We start from the raw sequence: 15558 nt of genomic DNA, 5'->3' as shown, positions 1-15558 counted from the left end.
GCCATGGAATTTCTCAACGCCTTTTCCCATCTCGACTGGCAGCAAGTCATCCAGCTGACCTGGCAGCACATCACCCTGGTGGGCATCGCCGTGACCCTGGCGATCCTCTTCGGCGTGCCCCTGGGCATCCTGATGACCCGCTTCCCGAGCCTGGCCGGCCCGCTGCAAGCCAGCGCCACCGTGCTGCTGACCATCCCGTCGATCGCCCTGTTCGGCCTGCTGCTGCCGTTCTACTCCAAATTCGGTCAGGGCCTGGGGCCGCTGCCGGCGATCACCGCGGTGTTCCTCTACTCCCTGCTGCCGATCATGCGTAACACCTACCTGGCGCTGACCGGCGTCGAGCCGGGGATTCGCGAAGCCGCCCGTGGCATCGGCATGACCTTCGGCCAGCGCCTGCGTATGGTCGAGTTGCCGATCGCCGTGCCGGTGATCCTCGCCGGCGTACGCACCGCGGTGGTGATGAACATCGGCGTCATGACCATCGCCGCCACCATCGGCGCCGGCGGCCTGGGTGTGCTCATTCTTGCTTCCATCAGCCGCAGCGACATGTCGATGCTGATCGTCGGCGCGGTGCTGGTCAGCCTCCTGGCCATCTTCGCCGACCTGCTTCTGCAATGGCTGCAACGCTCCTTGACTCCAAAAGGACTGCTCAAATGATCGAACTTCAAAACCTGACCAAGACCTTCCAAAGCAACGGCAAGACCATCACCGCCGTCGACTCCGTAAGCCTGACCGTCAATGAAGGCGAAATCTGTGTGTTCCTTGGGCCATCGGGCTGCGGCAAAAGCACCACGCTGAAGATGATCAACCGCCTGATCATGCCGACCTCGGGCAAGGTGCTGATCAATGGCGAAGACACCACCGGCCTGGACGAAGTGACCCTGCGCCGCAACATCGGCTACGTGATCCAGCAGATCGGCCTGTTCCCCAACATGACCATCGAGGAAAACATTGTGGTGGTGCCCAAGCTGCTGGGTTGGGACAAGCAGAAATGCCATGACCGCGCCCGCGAGCTGATGAGCATGATCAAGCTCGAACCCAAGCAATATCTGCATCGCTACCCACGGGAACTGTCCGGCGGCCAGCAACAGCGGATCGGCGTGATCCGCGCGCTGGCGGCCGATGCGCCATTGCTGCTGATGGACGAACCTTTCGGCGCGGTCGACCCGATCAACCGCGAGATGATCCAGAACGAGTTCTTCGAAATGCAGCGGGCGCTGAACAAGACCGTGATCATGGTCAGCCACGACATCGACGAAGCCATCAAGCTCGGCGACAAGATCGCCATCTTCCGCGCCGGCAAGCTGTTGCAGATCGACCATCCGGACACCCTGCTGGCCCATCCGGCGGACGAGTTCGTCAGCAACTTCGTCGGCCAGGACAGCACCCTCAAGCGCCTGCTGCTGGTGAAGGCCGAGGACGCCGCCGACAACGCGCCGTCGGTGAGCCCGGAAACGCCGGTGGCCGACGCCCTGGAACTGATGGACGAACACGACCGCCGCTACCTGGTGGTGACCTGCGCCGACAACAAGGCCCTGGGGTATGTACGCCGCCGCGACCTGCACCGCCAGGCCGGCACCTGCGCCCAGTACCTGCGCGAATTCAACGCCACCGCGGCCTACGATGAACACCTGCGGATCCTGCTGTCGCGGATGTACGAGTTCAACCGTTCGTGGCTGCCGGTGCTGGATGCCGAGCGGGTGTTCCTCGGCGAAGTGACCCAGGAATCGATTGCCGCCTACCTCAGCTCCGGCCGCTCGCGCGGCATGAAGACCAACATCGTCTCGCCGGCCGAGACAGCACTGGCCTGACCTGCCGCATCGGCCCGGTCGTGTAGCCGCTGCCGAAGAATGAGGCTGCGATAGGCCGCGAAGCGGCCGTGCCCCCTGCCCTCGGTGCCCTGATATACCGAGGTGCCGGGTCTGCGCCTGCTTCGCAGTCGATCGCAGCCTCGTGCCTCGGCAGCGGCTACAGTGCCTCGCGACACCAGCCCGCACTCGACCGGGAACCGGGCCCCTCACGCCACGGATTCCCCACCCTGGGGAACATCAGCCTGTCATCTGGGTCGGTTACATAAATGACTGGCTCGGACCACGCGACGAACGCGTGCAAAAACGCGACATTTTTTGTTGATCTCAGGCCCCTCACGCCCTAAAGTTCGCGCCGAACGTCCATGCTGGAAACGATCCATCCGGCTCAAGTACTGACGACGAGACAGCAAGGCCATAGGGAAACCTTTTGCAGATCGTTTGAGAGCGTAGCGAGCGCAGGCAAGACAAGGCGGGAAGAGGCGAGGAAGCGGAGTTTACTGGTTGTAAATGAGCATTCCGAGCTTCTTCCCAACGCAGTATTGCTCGCGTAGCGCCGAAGGCGCACAGCACGCAGTAGCTCTCAAACGATCCGGGTGGCCTTTTTGCTTTCGGCGGCAATGCCTTGGGAAGTAGGCGAACCAAAGTGGGGATACGGAGGACGTTCATTTGCACCCATTGTTTTTACCCGTTTGCCATTAGGAGCTCCCAGGTATGTCGATTCAGGTCGAAGACTATTTCGCGCGCGAAACCTTTCAGAAAATGAAGGCGTTCGCCGACAAGCAAGAAACCCCGTTCGTGGTGATCGACACCCAGATGATCGCCCAGGCCTACGATGACCTGCGGGCCGGTTTCGAGTTTGCCAAGGTCTACTACGCGGTAAAGGCCAACCCGGCCGTCGAAATCATCGACCTGCTGCGGGAAAAAGGTTCGAACTTCGACATCGCCTCGATCTACGAGCTGGACAAGGTGCTGGGCCGCGGCGTCAGCCCGGACCAGATCAGCTACGGCAACACCATCAAGAAATCCAAGGACATCCGCTACTTCTACGAGAAGGGCGTGCGCCTGTATGCCACCGACTCCGAAGCCGACCTGCGCAACATCGCCAAGGCCGCGCCGGGCTCGAAAGTCTATGTGCGCATCCTCACCGAAGGCTCGACCACTGCTGACTGGCCGCTGTCGCGCAAGTTCGGCTGCCAGACCGACATGGCCATGGACTTGCTGATCCTGGCTCGCGACCTGGGCCTGGTGCCTTACGGCGTGTCGTTCCACGTGGGTTCGCAACAGCGCGACATCAGCGTCTGGGACGCAGCGATCGCCAAGGTCAAGGTGATCTTCGAACGCCTGAAGGAAGAAGACGGCATCCACCTCAAGCTGATCAACATGGGTGGCGGCTTCCCGGCCAACTACATCACCCGCACCAATAGCCTGGAAACCTACGCCGAGGAAATCATCCGCTTCCTCAAGGAAGACTTCGGCGACGAGCTGCCGGAAATCATCCTCGAGCCAGGCCGTTCGCTGATCGCCAACGCCGGTATCCTGGTCAGCGAAGTGGTGCTGGTGGCGCGTAAATCCCGGACCGCCGTGGAACGCTGGATCTACACCGACGTGGGCAAGTTCTCCGGCCTGATCGAAACCATGGACGAAGCCATCAAGTTCCCGATCTGGACCGAGAAGAAAGGCGAGACGGAAGAAGTGGTAATCGCCGGCCCGACCTGCGACAGCGCCGACATCATGTACGAGAACTACAAGTACGGCCTGCCGCTGAACCTGGCCATCGGCGACCGCCTGTACTGGCTGTCCACCGGTGCCTACACCACCAGCTACAGCGCTGTGGAATTCAACGGCTTCCCGCCCCTGAAATCCTTCTACGTGTAAGCGATACGCCGCAACGAAAAAGCCCATGACCAGTCATGGGCTTTTTTGTGCCTGCGCGATAAACGCTGAAAAAATGCCTCCGTAGGAGCGAAGCTTGCTCGCGATAGGCCGAAGGCCGGTGGTGGCCTTGATGCCGCCTTCGCGGGCAAGCCTCGCTCCTACAGAAGCTACAGCCGGGCTAATGCCTCGCGGTCGGTTTCATTCCCTAATTGCGCCGCGCGCTGGTGATACGCCAGGGCCAGGCCACGGATCTGTGGATGGGCAGCCTGCAACAAGGCGCCGCGGGCGACCCGCAGGAAATTCAGGTTGCCGCCAGCCAACGCCTGGTCCAGCCAGCCCAGCGCCTCGTCGATACGCCCGGCATCGGCCAGCACCGCGGCGTGGCTGAACTGCCCACGAAAATCCCCGCCCTCGGCGGAACGGCGATACCAGTCACAGGCCGCCGCGACATCCCTGGGGCAGTGATGCCCCTCCTCCAGATAACGGCCCAACAGGTTCATGGATTTGGCGTGGCCCATGGCGGCCGCCCGCTGGTAGCAGCTCAAGGCCAGGGCCTGGTTTTCAGCGACCCCGCGACCGGTGGCCAGCAGGTTGGCGTAGTTGTACAGCGCCCAGTCCAGCCCGGCTTCGGCGGCCTGGCGATAATGCCCGGCGGCGACCTGGGCATCGGCCTCGCAGCCCCAGCCATGCTCATGGCAACGCCCCAGCATGTTGCGCGCCATCAGTTGCCCGCCCTTGGCGGCGATCGCAAACCAGCGCAGCGCCAGCGCCTGGTCGCGCTCGATGCCCAGACCGTCGAGCAGGATCTGCCCGAGCAGCGCCTGGGCATCCGGCACGCCCTGCCCGGCCGCCAGCAGGATCGCCTGGGCGGCCCGGGCCGGGCTCTGTTCGAGCATGGCGCGCAGTTGCTCGCCGTCGAGGACTTCCTCGCGGCGTAACTGGAAACTCACGGCTTACACCTCGACCCAGCGACGCAACAGGTTGTGGTAGGTGCCGGTCAGGCGGATCAGCGACGGATGCTCCGGCATGTCGCGGGTCAGTTGCTGGATCGCCTCGTCCATCTCGAACAGCAGGGCGCGCTGGCTGTCTTCGCGCACCAGGCTCTGGGTCCAGAAGAACGACGCGTAACGGGTGCCGCGGGTGACCGCGCTGACCTTGTGCAGGCTGGTGCCCGGGTACAGCACCATGTCGCCGGCCGGCAGCTTCACCCGCTGGGTGCCGAAGGTGTCCTGGATTTCCAGCTCGCCGCCGTCGTAGTCCTCCGGGTCGCTGAAAAACAGGGTCGACGACAGGTCGGTCCGCACCCGCTCGACGCTGCCCTTGGGCTGGCGCACAGCGTTGTCGATATGAAAGTCGAAACTGCCACCGGCGGTGTAGCAGTTGAGCAGCGGCGGGAAAACCTTGTGCGGCAACGCCGCCGACATGAAGCGCGGGTGCTGCCACAGGCGCTCGAGCATCGCCGCGCCAATCTCCTGGGCCAGCGGGTGGCCTTCGGGCAGTTGCAGGTTGTGCTTGGCCTTGGCCGACTGGTAACCGGCGGTGATCTTGCCGTCGGCCCAGTCCGCCTGCTCCAGGGCCTCACGGATACGCAGCACTTCTTCACGGGAGAACAGGCCGGGAATATGCAGGAGCATGAGGCAATACCTGAAAGCAAAGGGGGTGCAAATGATATTGATTCTTATTGCAAATGTAAAATGCGCAGACGAATGAAAGCGTAAAAACCGTAAAGCGAAATTGTAAAGAATGTAAATTCCGTGCGAATAGCAATATTTCGCAATTGATACATAGACTTGTTCGCCTTATATTCCGCCGCCTCAAATCCTTGGGGAGGGGAATCACCATGTCGCGCCAACCACCACAATTACCGCTCGGTTCACCACGCCTGCTGGCGTCTGCGATTGGCGTGGCAATCACCGCCGGCTCCGCAGCCCATATGGCTTTTGCCGCGGAAAACACCGAGAAGAAAGCCGCCGGCAATGCCATTTCCCTGGACGCCACCAGCATCACCGGTGAAGCTCAGGACCAGACGTCCTACCAGGTCGAAAAAGCCTCGTCGCAAAAGTACACCGCGCCGCTGGTCAACACGCCGCGCTCGGTCACCGTGGTGCCTCAACAAGTGCTCAAGGACACCGCCGCCACCTCGCTGCAGGATGCGCTGCGCACCGTGCCGGGCATTACTTTCGGCGCCGGCGAAGGCGGCAACCCGCAAGGCGACCGTCCGTTCATCCGTGGCTTCGATGCCCAGGGCGACACCTACCTCGATGGCGTGCGCGATACCGGCGGCCAGAGCCGCGAGATCTTCGACATCGAATCGATCGAAGTCAGCAAGGGGCCCAACTCCTCCTTCGGCGGTCGCGGCTCGGCCGGTGGCAGCCTCAACCTGGTGAGCAAGACGCCCAAGCAGCAAGACTTCCTCAACGGCGGCTTCACCTACGGTTCCGACCAGACCCGCCGTTATGTGCTGGACGTCAACCGCCAGTTCCTCGACAGCGCCGCCTTCCGCCTGAACCTGATGAGCCACGAGCAGAACGTGGCCGGTCGCGACGCCGTCAACTACGACCGCTGGGGCGTGGCACCGTCCCTGACCTTCGGCCTGGGCACCCCGACCCGCGTCAACTTCAGCTACTACCACATGGAAAGCGACGACCTGCCGGATTCGGGCATTCCCTACGGCTACAGCTCGGCCAGCGCCACCGCCCACAAGCACGACAAACCCACCGACGGCGGCGACAGCGACAACTTCTATGGCTTGAAGGATCGGGACTTCCGCAAGACCCGTGCGGACATCAGCACCGTCTCCATCGAGCACGACCTGAACGACAACATGACGCTGAAAAACACCCTGCGTCATGGCAACACCGGCCAGGACTACATCCTCACCCAGCCGGACGACAGCAAGTTCAACGTCAACAAGTACGGCACCGTGTGGCGTCGCGCCAACTCGCGGGTGTCCACCACCGAAACCACCACCAACCAGACCGACCTGTTCGGCGAATTCCAGGCCCTGGGCTTCAAGCACAACTACTCCACGGGCCTGGAGTTCACTGGCGAAGAGACTCGCGTCAGCAGCTACAACATCGCCGGCAACACCGCCAAGGTCTGTAATCCGGGCAGCATCCCCAGCTGCACCTCGCTGAGCAATCCGAACCCGGACGATGCCTGGACCGGCGCGATCAGCCGCAACTACTACGGCACCAACACCAAAGCCACCAGCCGCGCGGCCTATGTGTTCGACACCATCGAACTCGATCCGCAATGGCTGCTCAACGTCGGCCTGCGCTACGACACCTTCGACACCGTGGCCAATACCGACACCGCCACCGGGCGCACCAAGATCAAGGACGACAGCCAGTTCTGGAACTGGCAGGCCGGCCTGGTGTGGAAACCTGCGGACAACGGCAGCGTCTACGCCTCCTACGCCACCTCGGCCTCGCCAGCGGGCGGCCTGGTGGGTGAAGGCGCGGACGGCAACCCGCTGTCCGCCGGCGCCAGCGTCAGCGATTTGCAACCGGAAGAAACCGTCAACTACGAGCTGGGCACCAAGTGGGACGTGTTCAACGACCGCCTGTCCCTGACCGCCGCGGTGTTCCGTACCGAGAAGAAAAACACCCGCATCCTGGTGGACGCCCTGACCTATCAGAACGCCGGTGAATCCCGCGTCGACGGCCTGGAGCTGTCGGCCAGCGGCAAGATCACCGACAAGTGGCAAGTCTTCGCCGGCTACAGCTACCTGAAAAGCGAGCTGGTGGATGCCGGCCTCAACGGGCGTAACGGGGTCGTCAGCGCCGGTTCGAACAAAGGCAATGAAATGCCGAATACGCCGAAAAACAGCTTCAGCCTGTGGACCACTTATGAAGTGCTGCCGAAGCTGACCGTCGGCGGCGGTGCGTTCTATGTCGACGAGGTGTATGGCGATGCCGGCAACACCGTGTATGTGCCGTCCTACACCCGCTACGACGCCATGGCCAGCTACAAGCTGAGCAAGAACGTCGACCTGCAGTTGAACGTGCAGAACCTGACCGACAAGACCTACTACGACAAAGCCTACTCGGCGCACTTTGCCAACCAGGCAGCCGGCCGTACCGCCTTGTTCACCACCAACTTCCACTTCTGACGGGTTTCACCTGTAGCCGCTGCCGCAGGCTGCGATCGGGGCGCAGCCCCGCAAAGCTGGCGCTGCGGTATGCCTGACCTGTACGGGCGTCGGGTTTGGCGACTGCTGCGTCGGAATGCCGCCCAAGCCGATCGCAGCCTCGCCAGGGCTCGGCAGCGGCTACACGGTGGACCTGTAGCCGCTGCCGCAGGAGGCGCAGGATCTCAAGATCGCTGGATCCTATCGCAGCCTTCGGCAGCGGCTACAAACGCATGAGCCCCACCTGTTTCGGCAAGTGGGGCTTTTGTGCGTAAGAAAGAATGTTTCTCGACAACTCACGGCATAATGCGCGCCGTGGCACAGACTTAAGAACCAACGAGGCGGTCGATGTGTTGAAGAAAACCCTGTTCCAGTTGCACTGGTTTTTCGGCATCAGCGCCGGCCTGGTCCTGGCCTTGATGGGCATTACCGGAGCGACGGTGTCGTTCCAGGATGAAATCCTGCGTGCCCTCAACCCCTCCACACTGCAGGTGGAAAAGCAGCCGGCCGGGGTCCTGCCGCCCGCCGAGCTGGTGGAAAAGATCCAGGCGGCCTCGGGCAAGACCGTGTCGATGCTCACGGTGGAGGCCGACAGCGGCAACGCCGCACGCGTGTGGTTCACCCCGCCACCGGGCCAGCGCCGTGGCGAGATGCGCTATTTCGACCCCTACACCGGCGAATTCATGGGCACCGCCCTGGGCCAGGACTTCTTCGGCCTGATGCTGCAACTGCACCGTTTCCTGGCCATGGGCGACAGCGGCCGGCAGATCACCGGTGCCTGCACCCTGATCCTGATTTTCTTCTGCCTGTCCGGCCTCTACCTGCGCTGGCCGCGCCAGGTGGCGAGCTGGCGCGCCTGGCTGACCCTGGACTGGGCGAAAAAAGGTCGTGGCTTCAACTGGGACCTGCACGCCGTGGCCGGGACCTGGTGCCTGCTGTTCTATCTATTGGCAGCGTTGACCGGTTTGTCCTGGTCCTACGAGTGGTACAACAAGGGCCTGAACAAACTGCTGGCCGACTCGCCACAGAGCCAACGCATGAAGAACCGAGGCGCGCCGCCCCAGGGTCCGGCGCCGACCGCCGACTACAACGCCATGTGGCTGGGTATCTACAGCACCGCCGGCAAGGACCTGAGCTCCTACAACATCCGCATGCCGGCGATGGCCGGCCAGCCGGCGACCGTGTTCTATCTGCTGAAGAATTCGCCCCACGACCGGGCGCTGAACCAGATCACCATCGACCCGAACAGCGGCGTGGTCAGCCGCCACGACCGCTACAGCGACAAGAGCCTTAAGGCCCAGCTGCTGACCAGCATCTATGCCCTGCACGTGGGCAGCTACTTCGGCATTGTCGGGCGGATCCTGGTGACCATTGCTTCGCTGACCATGCCGCTGTTCTTTATCACCGGCTGGCTGCTGTACCTGGATCGCCGGCGCAAGAAACGCCAGATCAAGGACGCGCGCCAGGGCCTGAGCACCGACACCGGCGATGCCTCGGCCTGGCTGATCGGTTTCGCCAGCCAGAGCGGTTTCGCCGAACAACTGGCCTGGCAGACCGCCGGGCAACTGCAGGCCGCCGGCGTACCGACCAAGGTCCAGCCGCTGGCCAGCGTCAGCGAGCAGGACCTGCTCAATACCCAGAACGCATTGTTCGTGGTCAGCACCTTCGGCGACGGCGAAGCGCCGGACAGCGCCCGGGGCTTCGAGCGCAAGGTGCTGGGCCGCGCCCTGTCCCTGGACAACCTCAAGTACGCCGTACTGGGCCTGGGCGACCGGCAATACCCGCACTTCTGCGGTTTTGCCAAGCGCCTGCATGGCTGGCTGGCCGAACATGGCGGCAACACCCTGTTCGCCCCGGTGGAAGTCGACAGCGGCGACAGCTACGCCCTGCGCCACTGGCAGCAGCAACTGGGCCAGTTGATCGGCCAGGCGCCGGTGGACCTGTGGCAGGCGCCCGCCTACGACAACTGGACCCTGAACCAACGCGAGCTGTTAAACCCGGACAGCAGCGGTTCGGGCGTCTACCTGCTGGGCCTCACCCCACCGCAGCCGAGCAGCTGGCTGGCCGGCGACCTGGTAGAAGTGCTGCCGCGCAATTGCGCATGGGCCATCGAGTTCTTCCTCGACGGCCTCGGCCTGGACGGCAGCGCCACGGTACAGCTCGACGGCCTGACGGAAACCCTGACCCAGGCCCTGGCCAGCCGCCAGCTCCCGGAAAACCGTGCCCATCTGGTGGGCCTGCATGCCCAGGCGCTGGTGGATGCCCTGGTGCCGCTGGCCATGCGCGAATACTCCATCGCCTCGATTGCCAGCGACGGCCAGTTGGAACTGCTGGTGCGCCAGGAACGCCACCCCGACGGCAGCCTGGGCATCGGCTCCGGCTGGCTCACCGAGCATGCGCCGGTCGGTTCGGCCATCAGCCTGCGGGTGCGGCGCAACAGCGGCTTCCATCTGCCGGCCGAGCCTTGCCCGCTGATCCTGCTGGGCAACGGCACAGGCCTGGCCGGCTTGCGCAGCCTGCTCAAGGCGCGCATCGCCGAGGGCCAGCAAGACAACTGGCTGATCTTCGGCGAGCGCAACGCCGAGCATGACTTCTACTGCAAGGACGAGCTGCAGGAATGGCTGACCGCCGGCGATCTGCGCCGCCTGGACCTGGCGTTCTCCCGCGATCAGGCCGAGAAAATCTACGTCCAGGATCGCCTGCGCCAACAGGCCGAACGCCTCAAGCAGTGGCTGGCCGACGGCGCCGCGATCTACATCTGCGGCAGCCTGCAAGGCATGGCCTCGGGCGTGGATCAGGCGCTCAACGAAGTGCTGGGCGCCGAGGTCATCGAACAGCTGATCGAGCAAGGCCGCTATCGCCGCGACGTCTACTGACCCACTCCACGCTTCTGTAGGAGCGAAGCTTGCTCGCGATAGGCCAAAGGCCGGTAGCGGCCTTGATACCGCCATCGCGGGCAAGCCTCGCTCCTACATGACTACACCGGCTGCAACTTGCGCTCGAACACCGCCACCCCGTCCAGGTCCCGCAGCGTCACCTTCAACTCCCCACTCTGCCCTTCGATCTGCACCTCGCCGAAGAACTGGAACCCGGCGAACGGCGAGGTGTTCTGCGCCGGCGGCGCCTTCTGGAACACCACCTCCGGGCCGAAGGTCTGGTCCAGCGCGTTGGGCCCGAAACTGCCGGCATTCAAAGGCCCGGCGACGAATTCCCAGAACGGTTCGAAATCCTGGAACGCCGCGCGGTCCGGGTGGTAATGGTGCGCCGCGCAGTAATGCACATCCGCCGTCAGCCACACATGGTTGCGCACCTTGTGCTTGCGCAGGAACGCCAGCAACTCGGCGATCTCCAGCTCGCGGCCCTGGGCCGGGCCCGGATCGCCGTTGGCGATCGCCTCCCAGCGCGGCACGCCGGGGCTGACCTCGCCGTCCGGCACGCCAAGGCCGATGGGCATGTCGGCCGCCACCACCTTCCACTGCGCCTTGGAGTGCTTGAGCCCCTGCTTGAGCCAGTCCAGCTGTTCGCGGCCAAGAAACGGCTTGGCCGCGCCAAGGTTGTCGTCGTTGCCACCGCGATAGCTGCGCATGTCCAGCACGAACACATCCAGCAGCGGCCCGTAGCTCAACTTGCGATAGATCCGCCCGCCCTGGTCGGCGCTCTGCAAGCGCATCGGCGCGTACTCCAGCCAGGCCTGCCGCGCGCGCCCTACCAGGGTGTGGATATCTTTGCTGGTGTAGCGCTCATCCAGCACCTTGCTCGGCGACCAGTTGTTGACCACCTCATGGTCGTCCCACTGCCAGATCTGCGGCACCTCGGCGTTGAAGCGCCGCACGTTCTCGTCCAGCAGGTTATAGCGGTAGTTGCCGCGGTATTCGTCGAGGGTCTCGGCGACCTTGCTTTTGGCCTCGGTGGTGATATTGCGCCATACCCGGCCGTTCTCGGTGGTCAGCTGCGCCGGCACCGGGCCGTCGGCGTAAATGGTGTCGCCGCTGTGGATAAAAAAGTCCGGCAGGCGCCGGCGCATGGCCTCGTAGATACGCATGCCGCCAATGTCCGGGTTGATGCCAAAACCCTGGCCGACGGTGTCGCCGCTCCACACAAAGCGAATATCGCGGCGCGTCTGCGGCACGCTGCGCAAATGGCCGAACCAGGGCTTGCTGCGCACGCCGGTCTGCGCATCCTCGAAATACACCCGATAAAAAATCGCCTGATCAGTGGGTAAACCGCCCAGCTCGACCCGCGCGGTGAAGTCGGTGCGGGCATCGGCCAGCGGCGAGACAAACCGCCGCGGATTGCTGAACAGGCTGCGGGTATCCCACTCCACCACCATCCGCGCCGGCCGGTCGGTACGGCTCCAGACCATCGCCCGATCGCCAAGCAAGTCCCCGGACTGCACGCCATCGACCATCTTCGGCCGGTCCTTGGGCGACGCGATCACCGCCGGCGCCAGCCCCGGCAGCAACAACCCCGCACCCGCCACCTGAATCAAACGCCGCCGCCCGAGAGTGAAATCGCCCATCGTGGATCCCTCCGACCCAAAGTGAAAAGGCAACTTTAGTCAGCGGCGATGAACTCCGTATGACACGGCCCAAAGACGGCACGCCCTGTAGCCGCTGCCGCAGGCTGCGATAGGACCGAAGGTCCTCCAGCGGGCTCAAAATCCTGCGTCCGCTTCGCGGCCGATCGCAGCCTCGCGGGCTCGGCAGCGGCTACAGGGTTCAGGGCTGCGTTGGTGGACGGCTGCCGTCGAGCAACGCATCCACCACACCTCGCGCCATCTCGACGCTATGAATCATCGACCAGATCAGGCCACGCTCGATACCGCTGGCGTGTTCGGTGATCTCGTCGGAAACCTCCTCGGCGGATTTAAGCAGCATGGACACGTGAAGCAACGCCTCTTCGGCGCTGATGCCGGGACGGACGATGAAGAGCGAATCGTTACCCGCAGGCCCCGCCGCGGTGGGTTTCAAGGCTGCGAGCAACGAACCTTCCACCGGATGGTTGGCCAACGCCTGACGGACCTGCTCATTGGCCTGGTCGTGGTCTGGATTGCGGCGTGAGAACGGCAGGGAAACGGGTGGATCGGGGACGAGTTTTTTCATGGTGTAACTCCCGAGCAATGGAGCTTTCACCCGTCGCTGCTAAACGGTTGAGGGTGGCAGCTGGACGCGGGTTAGCAGACCAGGGCTCAGGAACCCGGCGCACCCGAAGGTGCCCCACGTACAGCCGCCATAACAGACCAGCCAGAATAAAATCCGACCGGGAAGACATGGTGTCTTATACGCCTGAGACTTACCGAGCTGCTAAACCCGGCCACTGAAAAACCAGTGACAAACCCGAGGCTAGACAGCGCCCTTCCCAGACGCAAGCGGCCCGGAGTTTCTCGGAAAAGCCTTACAAAGGAAAGCGAAGCGCCTCACTTTCAGACAGCGTCTTACACGACAAACCTGTCAGCCGCGGGACCTGATCGCGAGCAAGCTCGCACCTACAAAAGGCTCCGATATAACCGCGACCCCTGTAGCCGCTGCCGCAGGCTGCGATAGGACCGAAGGTCCTCCAGCGGTCTCAAGATCCTGCGCCTGCTGCGCAGTCGATCGCAGCCTCGCAAGCTCGGCAGCGGCTACAGGGGTTAGCGCCGACCGGTAGGTCGCGCCAGGCTTTAGCTTTTGATCTTGATCCACCCGCCCCATCGGGACGCCGGAGCGAGGGAACCTGAGCGCAGCGAAGGCCGTACGCCAGGGGCGAGACCTTTTGGTTACTTTTGGCTGGGCCGGCATTCCGGGCGTTTGCCAAAAGTGACCCGCCGTAAGGGCGGAACCCTAAGCCGCCGTTACCGCAGGAATGGATATGTACCCCGTCCAAAAAAATGCAGCGCCAGGACGGACGCTATCGCGGGCAAGCCTCGCTCCTACAAGATCAGCGATCATCAGAAACAACAATGGCGCCACCCGGGCGCCATCGAAGTCAACGCAGAACAACCGTCAGGCCTTGACCGGCTCCAGCGCCAGCTCGGTCGCCTCCGGCCGCTTCACCAGCGCATACACCACCGCCGTCAACAAACTCCCCGCCACAATCGCCAGCAAATACAACAACGCATGGTTGATCGCATTCGGAATCAGCATCACAAACAACCCACCATGGGGCGCCATCAGTTTGCAGCCGAAATACATCGACAGCGCCCCGGTCAGCGCGCCGCCGGCGATGCTGGCCGGGATCACCCGCAACGGGTCCTTGGCGGCGAACGGAATCGCCCCTTCGGAGATAAAGCACAGCCCCAGCACCAGCGCCGCCTTACCGGCTTCCCGCTCGCTCTGGGCGAACTTGCGCCGGGCGATAAAGGTCGCGATGCCCAGGCCGATCGGCGGCACCATGCCGGCGGCCATGGTCGCCGCCATCGGTGCATAACTCTGCGACGCCAGCAGTCCCACGGAGAAGGCGTAGGCCGCCTTGTTGATCGGCCCGCCAAGGTCGACGCACATCATGCCGCCGAGCAATACCCCCAGCAGGATCGCGTTGGTGGTGCCCATGCTGTCGAGGAAGTGGGTCAGGCCGGCGAGCATTCCCGCCACCGGCTTGCCCACCACATAGATCATCACCAGGCCGGTGAACAGGCTGGCCAGCAACGGGATGATCAGGATCGGCTTCAAGGCCTCCAGGCTCTGGGGCAAGCGCGCGTATTTGCTGATGGCCTTGGCCGCGTAGCCGGCGATGAAGCCGGCAATGATCCCGCCGATAAAGCCCGCGCCCAGGGTGCTGGCGAGCATGCCGCCGATCATCCCCGGCGCCAGGCCCGGGCGGTCGGCGATGGAATAGGCGATGTAACCGGCCAGCAGCGGCACCATCAGCTTGAACGCGGTGTCGCCGCCGATTTGCATCAGCGCCGCGGCCAGGGTCCCCTCCTCCTTGAACGCGGTGATGCCGAAGACGAAGGACAAGGCGATCATCAAGCCCCCCGCCACCACCATCGGCAGCATGAACGACACACCGGTCAGCAGGTGCTTGTAGACCCCGGTTTTCTCTTGCTTGGCCGGGGCCGCGCCAGCACCCGCTGCTGCCGACTCCACTTGCCCTTCGGCCAGGGCCTTGTTCAGGGTCGCCTCGGCTTGCTTGAGGGCGATGCCGGTGCCGCAGCGGTAGATCTTCTTGCCGGCGAAGCGCTCGGTGGGCACTTCGATGTCCGCGGCCAACAGCACCACGTCCGCCGCGGCGATGGCTTCGGCGCTCAACGGATTGCGCGCGCCCACCGAGCCCTGGGTTTCCACTTGCAGCTCGTACCCCAAGCGCTTGGCGGTCTGCTGCAAGGCCTCGGCCGCCATAAAAGTGTGGGCCACGCCGGTCGGGCAAGCGGTGACCGCCACCAGCCGTGGCGCATTCTTGCTGGCCGGCGCCGGCGCCGGCTCGGCCACGGCTTCGGCCGCGGCATACACCTGGGCCTCCTCGACGCCACGGCGCAGCACGCCGTCGACGTCCTGCAGGGCCACGGAGGGCGAGCTCTGGAACACCCGCTTGCCGACGAAACGCGACATGTCCAAAGGCCCGGTGCTGACCACCAGCACCCACTCGGCCACTTCGAGGGTGGCGGCCGACAATTGCCGTTCCGGGTGCGCCTCGTCATGCACTTCGACGCTGGTGCTCCAGCCCTGGCGCTGGGCCGCGGCATCCAGCAACCGGGCGCACAGCACACTGGTGACCATGCCGTTCGGGCAGGCGGTAACAATGGCTAACTTCATGACCAACCCT

The 15558-nt window shown here is 63.8% G+C and carries 10 protein-coding genes; 5 read left to right on the top strand and 5 right to left on the bottom strand.

Annotation, left to right across the window (positions count from 1 at the left end; translation table 11 throughout):
• The first annotated feature begins 3 nt into the window (after nucleotides 1-3).
• The 3 genes from PMI20_RS07620 (at nucleotide 4) to PMI20_RS07610 (ending at nucleotide 3686) form a co-directional block, all read left to right on the top strand.
• Entirely contained in the window at nucleotides 4-657 is a 654-nt protein-coding gene (locus PMI20_RS07620) for an ABC transporter permease (protein ID WP_007923833.1), read from the top strand.
• Nucleotides 654-1811, top strand: coding sequence for an osmoprotectant ABC transporter ATP-binding protein OsmV (locus tag PMI20_RS07615; protein WP_007923834.1), 1158 nt, complete (start codon nucleotides 654-656; stop codon nucleotides 1809-1811). Before PMI20_RS07620 ends, PMI20_RS07615 begins: the two co-directional genes overlap by 4 nt.
• 711 nt (nucleotides 1812-2522) lie before the next feature.
• Nucleotides 2523-3686: a type III PLP-dependent enzyme gene (locus PMI20_RS07610; protein WP_007923836.1), complete on the top strand. Its 1164-nt coding sequence runs from the start codon at nucleotides 2523-2525 to the stop codon at nucleotides 3684-3686.
• 167 nt (nucleotides 3687-3853) lie between these two features.
• Here PMI20_RS07610 and PMI20_RS07605 read toward each other — a convergent pair whose 3' ends face one another.
• Both PMI20_RS07605 and PMI20_RS07600 read right to left on the bottom strand, forming a co-directional pair.
• Complete coding sequence (locus PMI20_RS07605; RefSeq protein ID WP_007923837.1) at nucleotides 3854-4636, bottom strand: tetratricopeptide repeat protein; 783 nt, start codon at nucleotides 4634-4636, stop codon at nucleotides 3854-3856.
• Nucleotides 4637-4639: 3 nt separating this feature from the next.
• Entirely contained in the window at nucleotides 4640-5320 is a 681-nt protein-coding gene (locus PMI20_RS07600; protein ID WP_007923838.1) for a Fe2+-dependent dioxygenase, read from the bottom strand.
• 206 nt (nucleotides 5321-5526) lie between these two features.
• Here PMI20_RS07600 and PMI20_RS07595 point away from each other — a divergent pair, with 206 nt between their 5' ends.
• Both PMI20_RS07595 and PMI20_RS07590 read left to right on the top strand, forming a co-directional pair.
• Nucleotides 5527-7800, top strand: coding sequence for a TonB-dependent receptor (locus tag PMI20_RS07595; RefSeq protein ID WP_007923840.1), 2274 nt, complete (start codon nucleotides 5527-5529; stop codon nucleotides 7798-7800).
• 368 nt (nucleotides 7801-8168) lie between these two features.
• On the top strand, nucleotides 8169-10694 hold the full coding sequence (locus PMI20_RS07590) for a PepSY domain-containing protein (RefSeq protein WP_007923842.1): 2526 nt from the start codon (nucleotides 8169-8171) through the stop codon (nucleotides 10692-10694).
• Between the two features lie 101 nt (nucleotides 10695-10795).
• Here PMI20_RS07590 and PMI20_RS07585 read toward each other — a convergent pair whose 3' ends face one another.
• The 3 genes from PMI20_RS07585 to PMI20_RS07575 all read right to left on the bottom strand — a co-directional run bounded on the left by PMI20_RS07585 (nucleotide 10796) and on the right by PMI20_RS07575 (nucleotide 15548).
• Nucleotides 10796-12337: an alkaline phosphatase D family protein gene (locus PMI20_RS07585; protein WP_007923844.1), complete on the bottom strand. Its 1542-nt coding sequence runs from the start codon at nucleotides 12335-12337 to the stop codon at nucleotides 10796-10798.
• A 199-nt stretch (nucleotides 12338-12536) separates the two neighbouring features.
• Nucleotides 12537-12920 carry a DUF6124 family protein gene (locus tag PMI20_RS07580; protein WP_007923846.1) on the bottom strand — a complete coding sequence of 128 codons (384 nt, stop codon included), beginning with the start codon at nucleotides 12918-12920 and terminating at the stop codon, nucleotides 12537-12539.
• 879 nt (nucleotides 12921-13799) lie between these two features.
• Nucleotides 13800-15548, bottom strand: coding sequence for a PTS fructose-like transporter subunit IIB (locus PMI20_RS07575; protein WP_007922292.1), 1749 nt, complete (start codon nucleotides 15546-15548; stop codon nucleotides 13800-13802).
• Between the last annotated feature and the right edge of the window lie 10 nt (nucleotides 15549-15558).

The sequence above is a fragment of the Pseudomonas sp. GM17 genome (assembly GCF_000282175.2).
Lineage (GTDB): Bacteria > Pseudomonadota > Gammaproteobacteria > Pseudomonadales > Pseudomonadaceae > Aquipseudomonas > Aquipseudomonas chlororaphis.
Note: the sequence above shows the minus strand (reverse complement) of the source record. Positions and strands in the feature narration are given on the sequence as shown.